At 63.1% G+C, this 22,107-nt stretch carries 19 protein-coding genes; 14 read left to right on the plus strand and 5 right to left on the minus strand.

Going from position 1 to position 22,107, the window contains the following annotated elements; translation table 11 throughout:
* Positions 1-120 precede the first annotated feature (120 nt).
* Positions 121-1,011 carry a LysR family transcriptional regulator gene (locus IF690_RS12290; protein ID WP_202700261.1) on the minus strand — a complete coding sequence of 297 codons (891 nt, stop codon included), beginning with the start codon at positions 1,009-1,011 and terminating at the stop codon, positions 121-123.
* A gap of 169 nt (positions 1,012-1,180) precedes the next feature.
* Here IF690_RS12290 and IF690_RS12295 point away from each other — a divergent pair, with 169 nt between their 5' ends.
* The 8 genes from IF690_RS12295 to dmeF all read left to right on the plus strand — a co-directional run bounded on the left by IF690_RS12295 (position 1,181) and on the right by dmeF (position 10,390).
* Positions 1,181-2,257 (plus strand): 4-oxalomesaconate tautomerase, encoded by a 1,077-nt coding sequence (locus tag IF690_RS12295; RefSeq protein WP_202700262.1) that lies wholly within the window; start codon positions 1,181-1,183, stop codon positions 2,255-2,257.
* A 45-nt stretch (positions 2,258-2,302) separates the two neighbouring features.
* Positions 2,303-3,625 carry a C4-dicarboxylate transporter DctA gene (gene dctA, locus IF690_RS12300; protein ID WP_202700263.1) on the plus strand — a complete coding sequence of 441 codons (1,323 nt, stop codon included), beginning with the start codon at positions 2,303-2,305 and terminating at the stop codon, positions 3,623-3,625.
* A gap of 127 nt (positions 3,626-3,752) precedes the next feature.
* Positions 3,753-5,057 (plus strand): CitMHS family transporter, encoded by a 1,305-nt coding sequence (locus IF690_RS12305; protein ID WP_202700264.1) that lies wholly within the window; start codon positions 3,753-3,755, stop codon positions 5,055-5,057.
* An 82-nt stretch (positions 5,058-5,139) separates the two neighbouring features.
* Complete coding sequence (locus tag IF690_RS12310) at positions 5,140-6,393, plus strand: OprD family porin (RefSeq protein WP_202700265.1); 1,254 nt, start codon at positions 5,140-5,142, stop codon at positions 6,391-6,393.
* A gap of 257 nt (positions 6,394-6,650) precedes the next feature.
* Positions 6,651-8,294: an ABC1 kinase family protein gene (locus IF690_RS12315; RefSeq protein WP_202700266.1), complete on the plus strand. Its 1,644-nt coding sequence runs from the start codon at positions 6,651-6,653 to the stop codon at positions 8,292-8,294.
* 240 nt (positions 8,295-8,534) lie between these two features.
* A complete protein-coding gene (locus IF690_RS12320; RefSeq protein ID WP_124321244.1) occupies positions 8,535-8,873 on the plus strand; it encodes an FKBP-type peptidyl-prolyl cis-trans isomerase in 339 nt (112 codons plus the stop codon).
* Positions 8,874-9,110: 237 nt separating this feature from the next.
* Positions 9,111-9,383: a metal/formaldehyde-sensitive transcriptional repressor gene (locus tag IF690_RS12325; protein WP_009048394.1), complete on the plus strand. Its 273-nt coding sequence runs from the start codon at positions 9,111-9,113 to the stop codon at positions 9,381-9,383.
* A gap of 14 nt (positions 9,384-9,397) precedes the next feature.
* Entirely contained in the window at positions 9,398-10,390 is a 993-nt protein-coding gene (gene dmeF, locus IF690_RS12330) for a CDF family Co(II)/Ni(II) efflux transporter DmeF (RefSeq protein ID WP_202700267.1), read from the plus strand.
* On the opposite strand, the gene IF690_RS12335 is transcribed toward dmeF, so the two are convergent.
* The 3 genes from IF690_RS12335 to IF690_RS12345 form a co-directional block, all read right to left on the minus strand.
* The gene (locus IF690_RS12335) at positions 10,365-11,366 is read right to left on the minus strand and encodes an alpha/beta fold hydrolase (protein ID WP_202700268.1); all 1,002 of its coding nucleotides are present in this window, start codon (positions 11,364-11,366) and stop codon (positions 10,365-10,367) included. The two genes, dmeF and IF690_RS12335, sit on opposite strands and share 26 nt — an antisense overlap.
* A 92-nt stretch (positions 11,367-11,458) precedes the next feature.
* A complete protein-coding gene (locus IF690_RS12340) occupies positions 11,459-11,806 on the minus strand; it encodes an antibiotic biosynthesis monooxygenase family protein (RefSeq protein WP_202700269.1) in 348 nt (115 codons plus the stop codon).
* On the minus strand, positions 11,806-12,948 hold the full coding sequence (locus IF690_RS12345; RefSeq protein ID WP_202700270.1) for a cytochrome P450: 1,143 nt from the start codon (positions 12,946-12,948) through the stop codon (positions 11,806-11,808). Before IF690_RS12345 ends, IF690_RS12340 begins: the two co-directional genes overlap by 1 nt.
* A gap of 80 nt (positions 12,949-13,028) precedes the next feature.
* Here IF690_RS12345 and IF690_RS12350 point away from each other — a divergent pair, with 80 nt between their 5' ends.
* The 6 genes from IF690_RS12350 to IF690_RS12375 all read left to right on the plus strand — a co-directional run bounded on the left by IF690_RS12350 (position 13,029) and on the right by IF690_RS12375 (position 20,980).
* Positions 13,029-13,802, plus strand: a complete 774-nt coding sequence (locus tag IF690_RS12350) for an ArsR/SmtB family transcription factor (protein WP_202700271.1) — start codon at positions 13,029-13,031, stop codon at positions 13,800-13,802.
* Between the two features lie 71 nt (positions 13,803-13,873).
* Positions 13,874-14,371 (plus strand): P-loop nucleotide/nucleoside kinase family protein, encoded by a 498-nt coding sequence (locus IF690_RS12355; protein ID WP_202700272.1) that lies wholly within the window; start codon positions 13,874-13,876, stop codon positions 14,369-14,371.
* A gap of 1,062 nt (positions 14,372-15,433) precedes the next feature.
* Positions 15,434-16,843 carry a circularly permuted type 2 ATP-grasp protein gene (locus IF690_RS12360; RefSeq protein ID WP_202700273.1) on the plus strand — a complete coding sequence of 470 codons (1,410 nt, stop codon included), beginning with the start codon at positions 15,434-15,436 and terminating at the stop codon, positions 16,841-16,843.
* A gap of 3 nt (positions 16,844-16,846) precedes the next feature.
* Positions 16,847-17,797 carry an alpha-E domain-containing protein gene (locus IF690_RS12365; RefSeq protein WP_202700274.1) on the plus strand — a complete coding sequence of 317 codons (951 nt, stop codon included), beginning with the start codon at positions 16,847-16,849 and terminating at the stop codon, positions 17,795-17,797.
* Complete coding sequence (locus IF690_RS12370; protein ID WP_202700275.1) at positions 17,794-18,591, plus strand: transglutaminase family protein; 798 nt, start codon at positions 17,794-17,796, stop codon at positions 18,589-18,591. The genes IF690_RS12365 and IF690_RS12370 overlap by 4 nt, the downstream gene beginning before the upstream one ends.
* A 586-nt stretch (positions 18,592-19,177) precedes the next feature.
* Positions 19,178-20,980: a polyurethanase gene (locus tag IF690_RS12375; protein ID WP_202700276.1), complete on the plus strand. Its 1,803-nt coding sequence runs from the start codon at positions 19,178-19,180 to the stop codon at positions 20,978-20,980.
* 101 nt (positions 20,981-21,081) lie between these two features.
* On the opposite strand, the gene IF690_RS12380 is transcribed toward IF690_RS12375, so the two are convergent.
* Positions 21,082-22,101, minus strand: coding sequence for a branched-chain amino acid aminotransferase (locus IF690_RS12380; protein WP_180925214.1), 1,020 nt, complete (start codon positions 22,099-22,101; stop codon positions 21,082-21,084).
* Between the last annotated feature and the right edge of the window lie 6 nt (positions 22,102-22,107).

The raw sequence follows: 22,107 nt of genomic DNA on the forward strand, positions 1-22,107 counted from the left end.
TGCAGCATAAAGTCTGGGCCCGGCGCAGTCAGCCGTTAATGGCCGATACGCCGCAGGTTGTCAGGCGCAGGTTTCAGGTGTTCGTGCTCTTCGAGGCTGGCTTGCCTGCGCCATTGGCCGTCAATGCGGCCATTGTTCGAGCAGGATCGACACGAACTTTTCCGCGGCGGGCGACAGCGAGGCGCCGCGCCGGTAGACCAGGCCCAGGGTGCGGTTGACCACCGGTTCGCTCAACGGAATGCTCACCAGGGTCGGGTGGTCGGCCGCGGGCATGGCCAGGCTGGGCATGGCCGACACCCCGAGCCCGGCCTCGACCATGCCCAGCGACGTGGACAGGTGTTGCACCTCGTAGAACCACTGGGGACGCCAGCTCAGGCCGGACAGGGCATGGTCCAGCAGCATGCGGTTGCCGCTCAGGCGGCCGACGCCGATCAGCCGGTAATCACTGAGTTCCGACCAAGTGACCGAGGACTTTTTCGCCAGTTCATGGTCACGCCGGCACGCCAGTACGAACGGTTCGTTGACCAGCGGCACGAACTCGATGTCCGGGTGCTGGCCGCTCATCATGTTGATACCGAAGTCCGCCTCGCCGCGCAGCACCGCTTCCAGCCCTTCATTGGCGCTGAGGTCGAGCAGGCGGATGCGGATTTTCGGATAGCGCTCGTTATAAAGGCGGATCACCGACGGCAGGAAGTAGAAGGCCGCGGTGGGAATGCAGGCCAGGGTCACCTGGCCGATCTGCCGCTCCGCCAGTTCGCGGATATTGAGGATCGAGTCATCGAAGTCATCCAGCAGGCGCCGGGCCTTGGGCAGGAAGTCCCGGCCGACGCTGGTCAGGCTGACCTTGCGCGTGGTGCGGTCGAGCAGGGCGGTGCCCAGGCCTTCCTCCAGCTTCTTGATCCGGCGGCTCAGGGCCGGCTGGGACAAGTGCAGGGCATCGGCGGCTTCGTGGAAACTTCCAAGTTCGGCGATTTTCACGAAGGATCTTATGTCCTGGAGTTCATATTCCATGTTTTTCGTCTCAGGCGAGGGTAGCAAGGCAGGCGTTGCCCACCTTGGATTTTTCATGTGTGAAGCGCAATAATCGCTACGATCTTTGCATTGGAAACATGGTTCGTTCCCTGACACTCTTGTGCCCAGAACATCAATTAACCCGATTGATCAACAAGAGTCTATGTCCATGCAACGAATTCCTTGTGTGCTCATGCGCGGCGGTACCTCCAAGGGGCCGGTGTTTCTCGCCTGGGATCTGCCGGTGTCCATCGAGCAGCGCGACGAGCTGCTGCTCGACCTCATGGGCTCGGGACATGAGCTGGAGATCGATGGCATTGGCGGTGGCAGTCCGCAGACCAGCAAGGTGGCGATCGTCAGCCCGTCGCTGCACCCCGAGGCCGATGTCGATTACCTGTTCGTCCAGGTGATGGTGTCCCAGCGCCGGGTCGATACGGCGCCCAACTGCGGCAACATGCTGTGCGCGGTCGGCCCCTTCGCCGTCGAGCAAGGCCTGGTCAAGGCCACTGGCGAGCAAACCCAGGTGCGGATCCGCAATCTCAATACCGGCACCTTCGTCCACTCCCTGGTGCAGACGCCGGCAGGCAAGGTCAGCTACGAAGGCGATACCGCCATCGATGGCGTGCCCGGCACCGCCGCTCCCGTGCAATTGACGTTCCTCGATGCCGCGGGCAGCAAGACCGGCAAACTCTTTCCCACCGGGAATACCCAGGACCTGATCGATGGCGTCCCGGTGACCTGTATCGACATGGCCATGCCGATGCTGATCGTCGAGGCTGGGCAATTGGGCAAGCGCGGCGATGAATCTCCCGCCGAGCTGGACGCCGACAAAGACTTTCTGGCGCGGCTGGAGGCCTTGCGCTTGCAGGCCGGCCTGGCCATGGGGCTGGGCGACGTCAGTGACAAGGTGATTCCCAAGCCGGTGTTGATTTCCCCGGCCAAGGCGGGCGGAACCTTGCAGGTGCGCTATTTCATGCCCCACAGCTGCCATCGCGCGCTGGCCATCACCGGCTCCATCGGCCTGGCCACCGCCTGTGTCAGCGCGGGCAGTGTCGCCGCCGAACTGCTGGGCGGCGCCACGCAGCTGAAGCAAGTGCGCCTGGAGCACCCCAGCGGCGGGATAGATGTCGTATTGTCCTACACCGGCAATCAGGGAGAGACCATTCGCGCCTCGGTGGTGCGCACCGCGCGAAGGCTGTTCTCCGGTTTCGTCTACGCCCCGGCGTCACAACGCCTGGCCGGATAGTCCTGCACCGCAGTGACAGTCGTTCGCATCAGAACAATTCTAAAAATGGGTGATGCCATGAAAGTCGTTAAATCGCTCTACTTCCAGATCATCTGTGCCGTGCTGCTGGGCGTGGTGGTCGGGCACTTCTGGGCCCAGCAGGCCATTGCCCTCAAGCCCCTGGGCGATGCCTTCATCAGGCTGGTCAAGATGATGATCGCGCCGGTGGTGTTCTGCACCATCGTCACCGGGATCGCCGGGATGAGCGACAAGCGTTCCCTGGGACGTCTCCTGAGCAAGACTTTGCTGCTGTTCCTGGCGTTGACGGTGATCAGCCTGATCATCGGGCTGGTGGCGGTCTACCTGTTCAAGCCTGGCGCGGGGATGAACATCGACCCCTCCCAGTTGAGTACCCAGGGCCTGTCGCAGTACACCGACTCGGCGGCCAAGCTGGGGGTGGTGGATTTCTTCATGCACATCATCCCCGAGACCTTTATCGGCGCCTTCAACAAGGGCGAAGTGCTGCCGGTGCTGTTCATCGCGGTGCTCTGCGGCTTTGCCCTGTCGTCCCTGGGCGAACGCGGCAAGCCCGTGCTGGATGTGCTGGAAGCCGCTTCGCACATGGTGTTCAAGATCTTCTCCTACCTGATGCGCTTTGCCCCGATCGGCGCGTTCGGCGCGCTGGCCTTCACGGTCGGCCAGTACGGCATTACCTCCCTGGGCGCCCTGGCCAAGCTGATCATGACCCTCTACATCGCCTGCGGATTCTTCGTCTTCGTGGTGTTGGGGGGCCTTTGCCGCGCCCATGGTTTCAGCCTGTGGAAGCTGTTGCGCTACTTGCGTGAAGAGTTCCTGGTGGTGCTGGGCACCTCGTCCACCGAGCCGGTAATGCCACGCATGCTGGAAAAGCTCCAGGCGCTGGGTTGCAAGAAAGGTGTGGTGGGCCTGGTGCTGCCCACCGGCTACTCGTTCAACCTCGACGGCACGGCCATCTACCTGTCGCTGGCGGCGATTTTCATTGCCCAGGCCTGCAACATCGACTTGAGCCTGGGGCAGGTGGTGACGATGCTGGCGATCATGCTGCTGTCGTCCAAGGGCGCGGCGGGTGTCACGGGCAGCGGCTTCGTCGCGCTGGCCTCGACCCTGACGGTGATCCACGACATCCCCTTGGCGGGGCTGGCGCTGCTGATCGGCATCGATCGCTTCATGTCCGAGGCCCGGGCGCTCACCAGCCTGGCCAGCAATGCCGTGGCCACGGTCGTGATCTCGCTCTCGGAAAACGCCTGCGAGCGCCAGGTGCTGCTACAGACCCTGGATGGCAAGGCGGCCCCCAGTCCCCAGGCCTGCGACGAAACCTGGGAGCCGGTGCAGGCCGGCAAACACCTCTAGCCGTTCGCGGCGCCCTCACAACACCGTTCGACCCGGTTGAAACCCTCGCCAGGCCCCCGCCTGGCGGGTAGGGGGCCGCGCGCCTGGGCGTCGGCCATGCTTGTCCATAACAACAAGAGAATCCCTCATGCTCGCATTACTCGGCCTGGCCATGGTGGTCGTGTTCACCTTCCTGATCATGACCAAACGCTTGTCCCCGATCGTCGCCCTGACCCTGGTGCCCATCGTCTTCGCGCTGATCGGCGGCTTTGGTGGCAGCACCGGAAAAATGATGCTCGACGGCCTGAAAATGGTCGCCCCCTCCGCGGCGCTGTTGCTGTTCGCGATTCTGTTCTTCGGCCTGATGATCGACGCGGGCCTGTTCGACCCGCTGATCCGCAAGATCCTCAAGCGCGTCAACGGCGACCCGGTGAAGATCGCCATCGGCACCGCGTTGCTGTCGCTGCTGGTGGCCCTGGACGGTGACGGCACCACCACCTACATGATCACCTGCGCGGCGATGCTGCCGCTGTACAAGCGCATCGGCATGAACCCGATGATCCTCGCCACCATCGCCATGCTGTCCCTGAGCATCATGAGCGGCATGACCCCCTGGGGCGGTCCGGCCACCCGGGCCATCGCCGCCCTCGGGCTGGATGCCGGCGAGTACTTCGTGCCGTTGCTGCCGACCATGATCGGCGGTGCGGCCTGGGTGGTGTTCAGCGCCTTCCTGCTGGGCCGCACCGAGCGCAAGCGTATCGGCAGCGTGCAACTGCAGAGCGGCGGAGGCAACTGCTACATCAAGGCCATCATCGAAGACACACCCTTCAAGCGACCGAAGCTGGCCTACGTCAACCTGGCGCTGGTGGTGGCGGTGATGGTGGCGCTGGTGATGGGCCTGATGCATTCGGCAATCCTGTTCCTGATCGGCTTCATGTTGGCGCTGATGATCAACTACCCGCAGCTGGAGCAACAGAAAGAGCGGATCCTCGCCCATTCGGGCAATGCCATGACCGTGGTGCTGCTGGTGTTCGCCGCCGGCATCTTTGCCGGGATCTTCTCCGGTACCAAGATGGTCGATGCCCTGGCGCAGACCCTGGTGGACTGGATCCCGCCGTCGTGGGGGCACCTGTTCCCGCTGGTGGTGGCCATCACCAGCATGCCGCTGACCTTCGTGCTGTCCAACGATGCCTACTACTTCGGCGTGGTGCCGATCCTCGCCAATGCCGCGGCGGCCTATGGCATCGATCCGCTGGAAATCGCCCGGGCCTCGATCCTCGGCCAGCCGGTGCACCTGATGAGCCCGCTGGTGGCCTCGACCCTGCTGCTGGTGGGGATGGTCGATCGCGACATCGGCGACTTCCAGAGAGCCACCGTCAAATGGGCGGTTCTGACTTCCCTGGTGATTACCGCCCTGGCCCTGCTGACCGGCGCGCTGACCCTGTTTTCCTGAGCCACCCACCCGTTCCCTGGCGCGCCACCCCCTGGCGTGCCCGGCACCTTGCACCTCGAATAACAACAATGAGTAGTCCGCTATGACCCGTTCGATCCCCCGCAGGGCGTTGTTTCCTCTGGCCGCGCTGTTACCGCTGACAACCGTTGGCGCGGCAGGCTTCAGCGAAGACAGCACGCTCAAGCTGCAACTGCGCAATGTCTATTTCAATGAGAACTTCCGTGACGAGCATGGCTTGAGTGCCCGGGCTGCGCGCACGGCCAAGAGCGAGCGCACGGAGTGGGCCCAGGGCCTGCTGCTGGATTTCCAGTCGGGGTTCACCCCCGGCACCCTGGGCCTGGGTGTCGATGCCTTGGGGCTGCTTGGGGTCAAGCTCGACTCGGGGCGAGGCCGCAGCGGCACCGGGCTGTTGCCGGTGCATGACGACGGGCGTGCCGCCGATGAGTTCGCCAGTGCCGGGGTCACGGCCAAGGCCAGGCTGGCCGGGACCACGCTCAAGTACGGCACCTTGCTGCCCAGGAACCCGGTGCTGATCTACAACGACGCCCGACTGCTGCCGCAGACCTACCAGGGCGCGCAGCTCACCAGCAGCGACATCGACAACCTGACGCTCACCGCTGGCCGGCTGGACCGCTTCAAGCTGCGCGATTCCAGCGACAGCATGCCGATCGTTGCGGACGGCTATGCCGGCGACAAGTCCGGGGACTTCACCTATGCCGGGGGCGACTACAAGCTCGGCAAGAACCTGCGCCTGAGCTACTTCTACGGCGAGCTCGAGAACTTCTATCGACAGCACTTCGCCGGTGTCCAGTACGACCTGAAACTCGGCGCCGGTGTGCTGACCAGTGACTTGCGTTATTTCCACAGCAGCGACAGCGGTCCGGCCTACGGCGGCAACATCGACAACGATATGCTCAGCGGCCTGCTGTCCTATGCCATTGCCGGCCATACCCTGGGCGGCGGCTACCAGGTGCTCAACGGGGACGCCGGGCTGCCCTACATCAGCGGCGCCACGGTGTATTCGTTCAGCAACGTGGGCATTGGCAAGTTCATCGAGGAGGACGAGAAAACCTGGATGCTCAGCTATGGCTACAACTTCGCCGCACTCGGGGCACCGGGGCTGACGTTTTCCACCCGCTACCTGAGCGGCAGCGACGGCCGCTCGAACACGGCGATCAAAGAGTGGGAGCGCGATGCCGAACTGGCCTATGTGGTGCAGCAAGGCCGCTTCAAGGGGCTGGGGGTGAAGCTGCGCAACTATGTGTACCGTTCCGAATTCGCCCGGGGACGCGACAGCAACCGCCTCTATTTCACCTACGAGATCGCGCTCTGGTAGGACGGCGGCGCCTGCCCTTGTCGGCGTGCGGATTTCAGGGGGGCCATGCTAACCGAATTTAGCGCGGGTGCAGGCATGGCCAACCGCCGGTCTTCGGCAGCCCCTCGGACGAGGCGGGGTGGGCAATCGGCTGAATGATTGCCGCTCGTTGTGGTCGGACCTTGCAGGGTGCGTCGCCGGTCCCCGACAGGCGCGCCACCCAGCCTTGAGTCCGTCGGCGCGCCGCGGGCGTCACCCCGTTGAAGGATCATCCGACCATGCTCGAACCCACCTGGACAGCCCTCAAACACCATAAGCGAGTGCATCAGATCGTTGCCGTGCTCGCGGCCTTCGGGGCCCAGGACGTGCTGCTGCGCCTGGGCCTGGGGCGCCTGCTGGGTGAGTCGCAGGCCAACGCTGAATCGCAGCCGCAGGACTCGACGCCGCAGCGGGTGCGCCAGGCCCTGGAAAAACTCGGTCCGACCTTTATCAAGCTCGGGCAGATCCTCGCCAGCCGCAGCGACATCCTGCCGCCGCACTGGATCAGCGAACTGGAGTCGCTGCACAGCAGCGCCGCGACCTTGCCCTGGAGCGAGTTGGAAGACCAGGTGCGCGACGACCTGGGTTGCGAGTTGGACCAGGTGTTCGCCGAATTCGACACCGAGCCCCTGGCGGCGGCCTCCATCGCCCAGGTTTATCGCGCGCGCCTGCTCAACGGCGAGGCGGTGGTGGTCAAGGTGCAGCGCCCCGGCCTGCGGCGCAAGATGAGCGCCGACCTGCAACTGCTCGAAGGCGTGGCGATGCTGGTGGAGGAGAACGCCGCCCTGGCCCATTACCAGCCGCGGCAAATGGTCCGGCAACTGGCCCGGGCCATGCTCGAAGAACTGGACTTCACCCAGGAAGGCCAGCACTGCGACACGGTGGCGGTGAATTTCGCCGAGCAGCCGCAGATCGCCATTCCGCGTATCCACTGGCTGCACAGCAGCGAACGCCTGCTGGTCCAGGAATTCCTGCCCAGCTATGCGCCGCTGGAACGCCAGGCCCTGATCGAACAGGGGCTGGACCCAAGCCTGCTGGCGCAGCGCGGGGCCCAGGCCTTTATCAAGATGCTGCTGGAGGACGGCCTGTTCCACGGCGACCCGCACCCCGGCAACCTGCGGGCCATGGACGACAACCGGGTCGGCTTCATCGACTTCGGCATGGTCGGGCGCCTCGACGAGCGCCGGCGCCTGGAGGTCATGGGCTTTATGCGGGCCATGACCGAGGGCAGTACCGAAGCGCTGGTGGCGGTGCTGATCGACTGGAGCGGCGAGCAGGTGCGCGACCTGTCCGCCATCGAACAGGCCGCGCGGGAGTTCATGGGCCGGCACGGCGGCAAGGCGCTTAACATGAGTGCGATGATCGAGGACTTCCTCGGCCTGATGCGCACATACCAGCTGTTGCTGCCGGCCGACCTGCTGGTGCTGTTCAAGGCGCTGATCACCGCCGATGGCGTGCTCACCCGGCTCGACCCGCAACTGGACCTGGTGGCGACCGCACGCCCGGCCATCAGCAAGATGCTCAAGCAACAGTTCAGCTGGAAGCTGGCCCGTCGCCTGGGCCTCGACGGCCTGGAGCTGGGCCGCGGCGTCGCCGTGGAACTGCCGCAACTGACCCGCCTGCTGATCAACCGCCTGAAACACGGGGTGGTCGACCTGCGCCTCGACATGCCGGGCGTCGAGCGCCTGGAAAAATCCCTGCGCCTGGCCTCGACCCGCTTGTCCCTGGCCCTGCTGATCAGTGCGCTGCTGATCGCCTTCGGCCCACAGCTCGCCGCGGCCGGCCCGGCCTGGCAGGGGCTGTCGGTGGTGGGCTGGCTGGCGGGAGTGGCGACTGTGGGTGGGTTGCTGGCGTTTGTCTGGAGTTTGTTCAAGCGTTCTTGAGGGGGGAGTGGGGATCAGGGCTTTGCCAGACCCGCTGGCACTCTTTCAAGCGATCGACATCAAGGCCGCTGTCTTCTTATCGGCGTGGCCCTTGTTCACATGTTGCGTATTTTTTCATCCGATGAAGTGCGCTGCCCCTGTCCCTCCAGGAGCCTGCCTGACAAGTCGCGAGGCGGAAAATTTGTTATTTTCCGCACCCTCGGTGGCCACTGGCGGCTGCCTCCAACAGAGAGTGAATAGATGAGCGACCCGTTGCAGGTGATCGATATCGAAGTGGGCGAGGGCAAGGCGGTGGTCAAGGGCGCCTTGATCACCACCCAGTACCGCGGTTTCCTGGAAGACGGCACGCCCTTCGATTCCTCCTGGGAGCGCGGCAAGCCGTTCCAGTGCGTGATCGGTACCGGGCGGGTGATCAAGGGCTGGGACCAGGGCCTGATGGGCATGCAGGTCGGCGGTAAGCGCAAGCTCTTGGTACCGGCGCACCTGGGTTACGGCGAGCGTTCGATGGGCAAGATCCCGCCGAATGCCAACCTGGTGTTCGAGATCGAATTGCTGGAAGTCCTGACTCGCGACGACTGATTTCGTTTATTGGCCCGATCAGGACGCTGCCTGATCGGGCCGCGTTACCCGGGCCGGGCGTGGCTCGAACAGAATCGCCACGCCCTTGCTCCGTCGATCTCCCTTGAAATCGTGCTTCCGTGCTTTCGCCAGGCGGGGCCAGGCCGTGGCTGGTTGAAAGGCAGCGGGCTTTGGCCTCTTGCGCCTGTTCCAGCCATCGGCCAGGATAGGCGCAACATAGGTATAGGGGGTATGGGTATGTCGCACACGCACGCACAGAAAGACGATCTGCTCAAACGGGTCCGGCGCATTCTTGGCCAGGTGCAGGCCGTGGAGCGGGCCCTGGAGTCCGGCGCGGAATGCGCCAAGACCCTGCACCTGGTGGCGGCCACCCGCGGCGCGATCAACGGCCTGATGGGGGAAATCATCGAGGCTCATGCCCTGGAGCATGTGGCTCACCCCGAGCTCAGCGATGAAGAACGGGCCAAGGGCGTGAACGAACTGCTCGAAGCCATTCGCCGTTATTCCTGACCGGAGACCGTCCCATGCGTCCCACCGTGCCCTCTGCAGGCTTGACCCACGACCACCACTTCCTCGGTGCCGCCCACGATGAAAACGCCCGGCGCACGCTGTGGGTGGTGGCGCTGACCTTCGTCATGATGATCGGCGAAATCGCCGCCGGTTATCTCACCGGCTCCATGGCCTTGCTGGCCGACGGCTTCCATATGGCGACCCATGCCGGGGCCCTGGGCATCGCGGCGGCGGCCTACGGTTTCGCCCGGCGCCATGCCGACAATGCGCGCTTCAGCTTCGGCACCGGCAAGGTCGGCGACCTGGCGGGATTCGCCTCGGCGCTGATCCTCGGCCTGGTGGCCATCGGCATCGCCGGCGAGTCGCTGCTGCGGCTGTTGCAGCCGGCCCAGGTGGCGTTCACCGAGGCGACCGTGATCGCCGTGGTCGGGCTGGGCGTGAACATTGTCAGCGCCTTGCTGCTTTCCGGCGGCCATGCCCATCACGGCCACGATCACGCTCATCAGCATGCTCATGCTCATGCTCATGCTCATGCTCATGGGCATCCGCATCCGCATCCGCATCCGCATCCGCACGGGCACGGCCATCACCACGACAACAACCTGCGCTCGGCCTACGTGCATGTGCTGGCCGATGCCCTGACTTCGGTCCTGGCCATCGCTGCGTTGCTGGCGGGGCGTTATCTGGGCTGGGTCTGGCTCGACCCGGTGATGGGCGTGGTCGGCGCGCTGGTCATCGGCCGCTGGGCCTATGGCTTGATGAAGTCCAGCGCGGCGGTGTTGCTCGACACCACGGACGAACACCTGGCCGGCGAGATTCGCCAGTCGGTGGAAGCCGCCGGCGACGCGCGCATCACCGACCTGCATGTGTGGCAGGTCGGCCCCCAGGCGCGGGCGGCGATCGTCAGTGTGGTAGCGGTTGCCGGTGTCAGCGCCGAGACCATTCGCCAGCGCTTGGCGCCGGTCCACGAACTGTCGCACCTCACCCTCGAATATCGCAGCCTGTGACGCTGGCCCCTGCCTGAACCACAGGCGGGCAGGGGTAGTGCCGGCGAAGAAAGTCCAGCAACCGCAGATTGACCTCTGCGGCCTGTTCGCTCTGGATCCAGTGCCCGCAATCCGCCAGCCGATGCTGTTCCAGGCGTGGCACCTTGCCGGGCATGCGCTCCAGGGTGCGAGCTTCCAACTGACCCACCGGGTCGCGGTCGCCGATCATGAACAGGGTGGGTTGGCCGACCTGGCGTTCGCCCAGGTGTTCGGTCCGTTGCCAGTTGCGCTCGAAGTTGCGGTACCAATTCAAGGCGCCGCGAAAACCTCGCCCTACAAAGGTGCGCCGGTACACCGCAAAGTCCTCTGGCGTGCACCAGGCGGGGGGTGCGTGGTGCGGCGGCATGCCCTCGAACAGCAGGGCCGACGGGCTCTTTTCATCCAGCAGGTGTTCGCAGTCGTGCATGAAATGCAGCAGGCTGCGGTCGATGTCGGCGTCCAGTTCCCGCTCGGCGACACCGGGCTCCTGGAAGTACAGGATGTAGTTGAAACGCTCGGCGAACAGCTCGGCCATGATCTCCACGGCCGGGCGCTTGGGGCGGCCGGCGAAAGGCACCGACAGGGCCACCAGGGCCTTGACCCGCTGCGGCTCCAGCAACGCCAGGTGCCAGGCGACCACGGCGCCCCAGTCGTGACCGACGATGCAGGCCTGCTCCTGGCCCAGGGCATCCATCGCCTGCTGGATATCCGCGCACAGGGTCAGCACGTCATAGGCGGCTACATCCTCTGGGGTGCTGCTGTCGCCGTAGCCGCGCATCTGCGGGATCAGCACCCGGTAGCCAGCGGCCGTCAGCGGCGCGACCTGCCGGCGCCACGAATACCAGCACTCGGGAAAACCGTGCAGCAGCCACACCGGCGGTCCATCCAGCGGGCCGTCGGCATACAGGTGCAATTCGATGCCATTGAGCTTCAGGGCATGTTGGGTGATCTGGCTCATGAGCCTGTCCTCCGGGGTCCAGGCATGACCCTAGCAGAAGCCCGCTGCACCCCCTGACCACCATTCATGGGTCGAATAGGCGCCCAGCAGTGTTACCCGGCATGGGCCCGGCGACTGTCCGCCGGCGCCTGGTCGCGCTGGTTCAACCCGTAGTCGCGCGTCACTGCGGCGACCCGCAGCCGGTAGTCGGCGAACACCTGGGTCCGCCCCAGGGCCTGGGCCGTGCGATGGCGTTCCAGGGTGCGCCAGGCTTCGACCGCTCGCTCGTCGCGCCAGAACGACAGGGACAGCAGCTTGTCCGGCTCGCTCAGGCTCTGGAAACGTTCGATGGAAATGAACCCGTCGATCTCCAGCAGCAGCGGTTTCAACGCGGCGGCGATGTCCAGGTAACGCTGGCGATGTTCCGGGCGGGGCAGGGCTTCGAATATCACGGCGATCATCAGTGCGACTCCGGCAGGGTGGTGAACAGGGGGATGCGCCCGTTGAGCGAGGGTTTGTAGGTCCAGGCGATGGGCTGGTCGAGGGTCGATTGCCGCAGCAGAGCACCGACTACCGCGCTGGCGATGGTCTGGGCCAGGGCCTGGCCGGGGCACTGATGGCGACCGCTGCCAAAGCTGAAACTGCGCTGGGCCTGGCGTTCGAGCAGCAGGCGATCCGGCTCCGGGTTCAGTTGCGGGTCGCGGTTGGCCGAGGCCAGCAGCACCAGCACCACTGCGCCCGGCTCCAGCGTCACCCCGGCGATGCGGCAAGGGGCGGCGACGAAGCGGCGGGTGTTCTGTACCGGCGGATCATGGCGCTGCACTTCGGCCAGCAGGTCGGCGACCCGGTTGGGTGCCGCCCGCAGGTCCGCGAGCAACCGGCGGTCGTTCAGCAGGGCGCACAGGCTGTTGCCGATCAGCCCGGCGCTGGCCTCGAAGGTCTGGGACAACAGGCCGATCAGGTTGGCGATCAGGCTGTCGCGGTCCTGGGCGCCGAAGCCGTTGACGATCCGCTGCAACAGCGGGCTGACGGGGGCCTGATCGAGCAGGGCCTCGAAGTGTCGGCTCAACGCTTCGGCTGCCCGGTGGGCGGCATCCCGTTGCGCCTGATCGCTGGCCGGCGACAGGCAGGCGACAAAGTCTTGGGTCAGCCCGGCAATCGCTGGCAACTGGTGCGCGGCAAAGCCCAGCAGCCCGGCGACCACCGCCACCGGCAGGCGGAACTGGCCGTCATGCAGCCTGGCGGCGGTATCCCGTGGCAGGCCCGGCAGCAGGGCGGCGACCCGCTGCTGGATTTCCTCGGCATGCACCCGTTGCAGACCCGGCTCGACCGCGGCTCGCGGGCAACGCTGGCGCTCGCCGTCGTTCATCCGCATCAGCTGGCCGAACACTGTGCCGGCGGCGCCGTTGACTATGGCCCGGGGCACCGGCTCGTGCGCGGGACGTACCCGGCACTCGGGATGGGCCAGCACCGCGGCCACCGCTGCGGCGCTGCTGGCCAGCCACATCCCTAGTCCGGGGTCGAAGACCAGCCCGCCCCGGGCCCGCAGGCTGGCGTAGTAGGGGTAGGGATCGGCGTGGTTGACGGCGGTGATCGGGTCCATGACGGGCGGCCTTATTCGCGGGGAGAAGTGTTGCTACTATCGGCAACCTGCGAGGGGCACGATTCGTTCGGGAGCGAAATATGAATGCACAGCAGCACGACAACGCCGTATCCCAGGTCGCCGCGGCCATTGCCGAGCCGGCGCGGACGAAAATGCTCTGCGCGCTGATGGACGGCCACGCGCGCACCAGCACCGAGCTGGCGGCGATCGCCGATGTCAGCGCCTCCACCGCCAGCGCGCATTTGGGCAAGCTCAAGGACCTGGCCCTGGTGCGCCTGTATGTGCAGGGCCGCCATCGCTACTACAGCCTGGCCGACCCGCGCGTGGCCCAGGCCCTGGAAGCCCTGATGGTGATCGGCCGCAACGCCACGCCCGGGTTCAGCCCACGCACTCCGGACCGCCTGCAGTTCGCCCGTACCTGCTACGACCATATGGCCGGCACCCTGGCGGTGCAGCTGCATGACCGCCTGCTCGACGCCGGCTGGTTGCAGGAGCCGCAGGAAGGCGCCCTGGAGTACAGCCTGAGCCCGGCCGGCGAAGTTTTTTTTGCCGGGCTGGGCATCGATGTGCAGGCCCTGGCGACCTTGCGCCGACGCTTTGCCTGCCCGTGCCTGGACTGGAGCATGCGCCGCCCACATCTGGGTGGTGCGCTGGGCGCCGCGTTGTTGCAGGAGGCGATCCGGCGCAAATGGCTGACCCAGGACCTGGACAGCAGGGCGCTGGGGTTGACCGCCCTGGGGCGCAAGGAGCTTGCCAGCCGGTTCGCGGTCCAGCTCGAAGCACCGGACAGCCCGGCACGGCGGGTCGGGAGCGCCGCCAAACCGGGGCGGCCGTCCGTGACCCAGACTACATAGGCCGGCCCACAACCCCATGGCTGGCGTTGCCGCCAGCCTGCGCATGCAGCGCTTTGCTTGGAGTTCTCCCTATGCTCATCGTCTTCAGTGGCCTGCCCGGCAGCGGCAAGACCACCATCGCCCGGGCACTGGCCAGCCATCTGCGGGCCACCTATCTGCGCATCGACACTATCGAGCAGGCGCTGCGCAATGGCGGCCTGGCGGAGGTCGGCAAGGCCGGGTACGAGGTCGCCAATGCCCTGGCCCGCAGCAACCTGGCCCTGGGCAACCGGGTGGTGGCCGACTGCGTCAATCCGGTCGCCGAGAGCCGCCAGGCCTGGCAGGGCATTGCCGAGGCCGAGCAGAGCCCCTTGCTCAATGTCGAGGTGGTGTGCACGGACCTCGTCGAGCATCGGCGCCGGGTGGAAAACCGTGAGGCGGATGTGCCGGGCCTGCGTCCACCCAGCTGGCAGTCGGTACTCGATCACGACTACCAGGCCTGGAGCGGCGAGCGCCTGACGCTGGACAGCTGCGTGCTGGCGCCGCCCGAGGCGGTGCGGGTCATCCTCGAACACTTGCAAACCTTGTAGTACCTGACCCACCGCGGTGCCTGGATCGCCAGCAAGCTGGCTCCTGCACGTTTTGCGGTATGTGCGAGTAGCTATTTATCCGCGAATCACTGTAGCGAGCTTGCTCGCGATGGCGGCGTGCCTGATTCACCCTGGTGCCTGCATCGCGAGCAAGCCGCGCCCCTGCAGGTTCGGTGGTGGAGGTAGGACGGCGATAAATCCTAGCTGATTGCACTGAATCAATAAAAAGTGGAATGAAGAGTTCGGCGGATAACGTCGGCGAACGTTATTCCTTCGGGCGCGAACCGTGCACCGTCGGAAATGCCCGGTTCAATCCTGTCCGACACTTTTACAAACTAGCGCTGGCGAAAAGCTGAAATTGCGCCAATAGTTGGCGCTATTGGGTGTTTCGTTCACCGTTGGTGCGTTTTTCGGACCGCTAATGGTGCGCTGTTCTTTCTCTCGGCAGGCCGCGTCAACTCTTGCTTTGTGCAAAGCGATAACAGCCGCTTTGCCAAAAATCCCCTTGTCAGGGCAAAAAAACCTTCCTCGACAGTTTCTGCACTTTTTTCGTTCGCGCCAGTGTTGTGCAAAGCCGTTCAGGCGGCTTTCCGGATAAAACGTTTCAGCGTCAACCGGGGGCGGGGCCCTGTGGTTAAGTGAAAAATGCCGTCAAGCGGGTGTTTTTTCACCCTTGGGGACTTTATTCGTGGGGAGGCGGGGTTTGGGCACAGCGATTGCTACAGCAGATAAACAGCCTTCGGGTTTCAGTGAAGTGCGCTGTTGAAGTTTCGGAAAACTTTCAGATTGAAAGTTCACATTAAAACGAAAAAAGGAGGTGACGAGTTCCACAACCAATGGACGTCATCGCGGGCGATCCATGGCCGAAAATCCACACGGGAAGTTTCGCCAAGTGACTGGCGTCAATAAATGGGGGTATTTCCGTCGGCATCGAGCGGAATATTCAAACCGCACAGTGAGGTGCTCAACAGAACAGTTTTTATCGCACAGCGTAAGGCCCGATTTATTGAAACAGAGAGTTTAAATAAAAAAGCCGTTTAAACCACGGCGAGGAGTTGGGGTATGTCCCGTGCTTTTTTTAACGAAATGTATGATGCGAGTGGTGGCTGCCGCCCACATTACCAGGAGTTCGCCCGCTGGCTGGCGGATACTCCAGTGGAGCTGCTGGACCAGCGTCGGCGCGAAGCCGACCTGCTGTTCCACCGCGCTGGCATCACCTTCACGTTGTACGGTGACGAGCAAGGCACTGAACGGCTGATTCCCTTCGACATCATCCCGCGCAGCATCACTGCCAGCGAATGGCGCAACGTCGAGCGCGGCTGCATCCAGCGGGTCCAGGCACTGAATATGTTCCTGGCCGATATCTACCACGGGCAACGCATTCTCAAGGAGGGCATCATCCCGGCCGAGCAGGTGCTGGCCAACGAGGGTTACCAGGTGGCGATGCGCGGCCTGGACCTGCATCGCAATATCTATTCGCACATCTCCGGCGTCGACCTGGTGCGTGACGGCGACGGCAGCTACTACGTGCTGGAAGACAACCTGCGCACCCCCAGCGGCGTGAGCTACATGCTCGAAGACCGCAAGATGATGATGCGCCTGTTCCCCGAACTCTTCGCCGCGCAACGGGTGGCGCCCATCGACCACTACCCGAACCTGCTGCTCGATACCCTGAAAAGCTCCAGCCCGCTGGACAACCCGACAGTGGTGGTGCTGACCCCGGGGCGTTTCAACAGCGCCTATTTCGAGCATGCGTTCCTGGCCCGGGAGATGGGCGTGGAACTGGTGGAAGGCGCCGACTTGTTCGTGCGCGACGACCGCGTGTTCATGCGCACCACCTCCGGCGCCCAGGCGGTGGATGTGATCTATCGCCGCCTCGACGACGCCTTCCTCGATCCCTTGTCGTTCAACCCCGATTCCATGCTCGGCGTGCCCGGGCTGATCGCCGCCTACCGTTCCGGCAACGTGGTGCTGGCCAACGCGGTGGGCACCGGGGTGGCGGACGACAAGTCGATCTACCCCTATGTTGACGAGATGATCCGCTTCTACCTGAGCGAGGAACCGATCCTGAAGAACGTGCCGACCTGGCAATGTCGCAAACCCGAGGAGCTGTCCCACGTACTGGCCAACCTGCCGGACCTGGTGGTCAAGGAAACCCAGGGCTCCGGCGGCTACGGCATGCTGGTGGGGCCGGCGGCCACGGCGGCGGAGATCGAAGACTTCCGCGCCCGGATCAAGGCCCGGCCTGAAGCCTATATCGCCCAGCCGACCCTGTGCCTGTCGACCTGCCCGACCTTTGTCGAGAACGGCATCGCGCCGCGGCATATCGACCTGCGTCCATTCGTCCTGTCGGGCAGCGAAACCCGCCTGGTGCCGGGTGGCCTGACCCGCGTGGCCTTGCGTGAAGGCTCGCTGGTGGTGAACTCGTCGCAGGGCGGCGGCACCAAAGACACCTGGGTCGTGGAGGATTGACCGATGCTTTCAAGAACCGCTGCAGACCTCTACTGGATGTCCCGTTACCTGGAGCGCGCCGAGAACCTGGCGCGCATGCTCGAAGTCAGTTACTCGCTGTCGCTGATGCCCCAGGCGGGGCGTAGCGACGGCCATGCCGAGCTGGCGATGTCGCTGCTGGCCGCCGGCACCCTGGACGATTACAACCAGCGTTACGGCGAGCTGAACACCGAACGCATGCTGCACTTCTTCGCCCTCGACGAAACCAACCCCGGCAGCATCTATTGCTGCCTGCGGGCGGCGCGGACCAACGCCCATGCGGTACGCGGGCGGATCACCGCCGACATGTGGGAAAACATCAACGCCACCTGGCTGGAGATGCGCAACATCGCCAAGAGCGGCCTGGGACGCTACGGCATCAGCCATTTCTGCGAATGGGTCAAGGAGCGTTCGCATCTGTTTCGCGGCGCGACCTCGGGCACCATCATGCGCAACGACGCCTATTGCTTCATTCGCCTGGGCACCTTTATCGAGCGGGCCGACAACACCCTGCGCCTGCTGGACGCGCGCTACGAAATGTTCGGCGAAGAGTCGGAGGAGGTCAGCGACAACTCGGCCCGAGGCTACTACCAGTGGAGCGCCTTGCTCCGTGCCCTGTCCTCGTTCGAGGCGTTCAACGAGATCTACCGCAACGCGCCGGGGGCCGAACAGGTGTCCGAAATGCTGCTGTTGCGCGCCGATGTACCGCGCTCGCTGCACGCCTGCATCGAGGAGCTGGACCAGATCCTCGCCAGCCTGCCGGGCAACAACGGCCGTCCGGCCCAGCGCCTGGCCGCCGAGCTGAACGCGCGCCTGCGCTACACCGGGATCGACGAAATCCTCGCGTCGGGCTTGCACCTGTGGCTGAGCGATTTCATCGCCCAGATCCGTCACCTGGGGCAGACCGTCCACGAATCCTATCTGGAGGTTGTATGAAACTTTCCATACGCCACGACACCACCTACAGCTACGCCGATGAAGTCTGCACCAGCATCCAGTTCCTGCGCCTGACGCCGCAGGACAGCGAGCGCCAGCACATCCTCGAATGGCACCTGGAACTGCCGCGCCTGGTGCGCAGCCAGTTCGATCCCTACGGCAATATCCTGCACGTGCTGACCATGGACGAACCCCATGGCGCCCTGGTCCTGAGCGCCTATGGCCAGGTGGAAATCGACCAGGCCCGGGAAGTGGAGCACGACAGCCAGTCGCCGCTGCCGTTCCTGCGCAGCAGCCCCTTGACCAAGGCCGACGCTGCCCTCAGCGCCTTCGCCGCACAGCACTGCGGCACCCGGCGCGACCGCGCGGCGCTGATCGAGCTGATGCATGCCCTGGCCACCCACATGGTCTACAGCCCGGGTGCGACCACGGTCGACACCACCGCGGCCGAGGCTTTCGCCGGCCGGGTCGGGGTCTGCCAGGACCACACCCATGCGTTCCTGGCCTGCGCCCGTGGCCTGGGGATTCCCGCGCGTTATGTCTCCGGCTACCTGTGCACCGAAGACGAAAGCCACCTGGCCAGCCACGCCTGGGCGGAGGCCTGGATCGACGGCGGCTGGTACAGCTTCGACGTGACCAACCGCCTGGCGCGGCCCGAACGGCACCTGAAGCTGGCGGTGGGCCTCGACTACCTCGATGCCTGCCCGGTGCGCGGCATGCGTCGCGGCGGTGGCGCCGAACACATGCTGGCACAGGTCCAGGTGAACTCGATGTTCCAGGTCCAGCACCAGTAGCCACGGTTTCCATGGACACATTGGGGCGTGCCGGGTTTCGGTAGGTCCCTTTGGCTGGCGTTGTCATTCGCCTTGAAACCTTGCAATAGCGCTTCGGTTTGAATGGCGAGTGGCGCCTGTGTTCTGTGTATAAACACCGTGTGGAAAATCATCATGCAGTTGATCGATTGGTTAGGCATCCTCGCCAACGCGGCGGGCAGTGGATGGCCAGGCCAGTCAAATGACTTGCCGGCCAGGCAAGCGACTCGGCGCGAAGAGACCACATGAGTTCTGTGGAAGATGCCCAGCCTTTCTGCAAGCTGAGAGTGTCGCAATCGGCGTTGCTGGTTTAAGGATGGCAGGCGGCGCATGGCGCCGTGGTGAATCACGTCGACGCCCCCTGAAAACCTGCACGCGGTTGTTTGTTCAGTTATGTAGGAAATTTCCTCTTGTTTTTTAGCAGTGCAAAAGATGATGTTCAGATTCTGATGGTTTCTGTCAGAAGCTATCTGAAATCTACGCTCTCAAGGGCAACCCGAAGACGCGGATCTGCGCCCTGCCACGCTTATGCAGGGGGAGCGCTGTAAATAACAATAAGGATAAAAATATGGGTATTTACGATTACAAAAACTTTACTGGCGATGCTTCTAAAGCGTTGTACACGGATGCCATGGCGTTAGCGCGTTACGTCAATGCGCCAAGCTCACCTGTGGAGTCTCCTGGCTGGGTCGCGATCAATGCAGAGCAATTGGGTTATTCAGGGCCCGTAGATAATGCGGGTATCTTTACCGGGAGGGGGGCGGCATGTACGGCAGATGCCGTGGTTTTGGGGAAGTATGAGGCCGAAAAACTGGTTGCTATCGGTATCTCCTTTCGAGGAACGGGAGTGGGAGGAACGTTCAATGATATCGCGGGTGATCTGTTCAGTAATGCGATGACAGCTTTTGTTGGTGATTATGCTAATAACTATGTCAAGTATGGATTTGATGATTTGCTGGGCAAGGTTGCAGACTATGCTCAGTCTCAAGGCTTGGGGGGGCACAATGTATTGGTCACCGGGCATAGCCAGGGAGGAACAGGGGTCAATAGTTTGGCGGCGTTGAGTGCTGATAACTGGAATGGCTTCTATCAAGAGGCTAACTATGTGGCGTTCGCCTCGCCGACTCAAAGCCCTGGAAACCAAGTGCTGAACATCGGCTACGAAAATGATCCAGTATTCAGGGTGCTGGATGGCACTTCCTTAAAACTATCCTCCTTGGGCGTTCACGACAAAGTACAAGCGATGGCTACAAATAATATCGTTAATTTTAATGATCATTATGTTTCAGCGTCGGGAGACAAACCAGGCATATTTGGTTTCTTCACGAAGCCTTTGGGATTGTTTGCATCATGGATCAATAATTTTACTAACGATCCAGTTACAGGCGCTATATCGGACTGGTTCGCCCCCCAAAGCTTGTTGAACCCAGGGTCCTGGAAGGCTCACTTCATTGACGGTTATTCCGATGGTCTTAATCGCCTGGTCAATTCCGAGTTCTACAATTTAACCAGTCTGAATTCGACGGTGATCGTTTCTAACCTGTCGAGTGGAAAGCGTGGTGATACTTGGGTCGAAGACCTCAATCGTTTTGCTGAAAAACATACCGGCAGCACCTTTATCATTGGCACGGACAGCAGAGATAAAATTAAAGGAGGGAGTAATAATGATTACCTCGAAGGTTGGGGCGGTGACGATGATTTTAGGGACGGCGGCGGCTATAACGTGATACTGGGGGGAAGTGGGAACAACACCTACCATATACAAAGCACATTGCCTCACTTCAGTTTCGCCAACGATGGTGACGGGACGCTCTATATTCGTGCAAACAGCGGCGGTATCAGCACGACCCGGGATATTGGCACGGTAATCGTTGATGAGTGGGAGAGGAGGTGGTGGGGTGGGTCCGATAGGTATGACAGTGCTAATAAGGTTACCGAGCAAGGCCTGATATCCAGTAATGGCAAGCTGACCCAGTATGCTTCGTCGGTCAAAGGCGATGCCCACGATAATGTACTCAAGGCCAATGCCGTGGGCGATTGGTTGTTCGGCCAAGGTGGCGACGATCATCTGATCGGCGGCAAGGGCAATGATGTATTTGTGGGGGGCTTCGGGAATGACCTGATGATCTCGGGTGGTGGACGCGATACCTTCTTGTTCTATGGCGCTTTTGGCAAAGACAAAATCGAGGGTTATTCGGCAGACGACAAACTGGTGTTCCAAGGTATTGCCGGTCTGGAGCAGGACTACGATTACCGCTCGTATGCTTCGGCGGCCGGTAACGATACGCTACTGTCCTTTGGCGCCGATTCAGTTACGTTGGTGGGCGTGGATCTGAATCACCTGAATGGCGGAAATATTGTCATTGCCTGAGGGAGTGCTCCAACGCGCACAGTGTTCGTAATGTTCCTTGAAATAAAAACCCGCCCTTCGCTGTTGCCAAGGGCGGTTTTTTTAATGCCGAACTCGCCAGGTCAGACCTTGACGATCCAGCCCGCTGGCGCTTCGATGTCGCCGGTCTGTACGCCAGTCAGCTCTTTATAGAGCTTCTGGGTGATCGGGCCGACTTCCTTTTCGCTGTAGAACACGTGCAGCTTGTCCTTGTACTCGATGCCGCCGATCGGCGTGATCACCGCGGCGGTACCGCAGGCGCCGGCTTCCTTGAAGTCCGACAGCTTGTCGATCAGCACGTCGCCTTCGATCACTTCCAGGCCCAGGCGGGTCTTGGCCAGTTCGATCAGCGACAGGCGGGTGATGCCCGGCAGTACCGACGGCGACTTCGGCGTGACGAATTTGTCGTCGTGGGTGATGCCGAAGAAGTTGGCCGAACCGACTTCCTCGATCTTCGAGTGGGTCAGCGGGTCCAGGTAGATGCAGTCGGCGAAGTGCTTCTTCTTGGCTTCCGAACCAGGCATCAGGCTGGCGGCGTAGTTGCCACCGACCTTGGCCGCGCCGGTGCCTTGTGGCGCCGCGCGGTCGTAGCTGGAGATCAGGAAGTTGTGCGGGGTCAGGCCGCCCTTGAAGTAGGCGCCGACCGGAATGGCGAAGATCGAGAAAATGAACTCGGGGGCGGTGCGCACGCCGATGTTGTCACCCACGCCAATCACGAACGGGCGCAGGTACAGCGCGCCGCCGGTGCCGTAAGGCGGGATGAAGCGCTCGTTGGCGCGCACGACTTCCTGGCAGGCGGCAATGAATTGCTCGGTGGACACCTGCGGCATCAGCAGGCGCGCGCAGCTGCGCTGCATGCGGGCGGCGTTCTGGTCCGGGCGGAACAGGTTGATCGAACCGTCCTTGCAGCGGTAGGCCTTCAGGCCTTCGAAGCACTGCTGGCCATAGTGAAGGGCAGTGGAGCCTTCGCTGATGTGCAGCACGTTGTCAGAGGTCAAGGTGCCTTTGTCCCACTCGCCATTACGCCAGTGCGACAGATAGCGCTTGTCTGTCTTGATGTAGTCAAAACCCAGCTTGTCCCAATTGATGCTTTCGTTACCCATGACACC

The sequence above is a fragment of the Pseudomonas sp. SK3(2021) genome (assembly GCF_016772375.1).
Lineage (GTDB): Bacteria > Pseudomonadota > Gammaproteobacteria > Pseudomonadales > Pseudomonadaceae > Aquipseudomonas > Aquipseudomonas chlororaphis_I.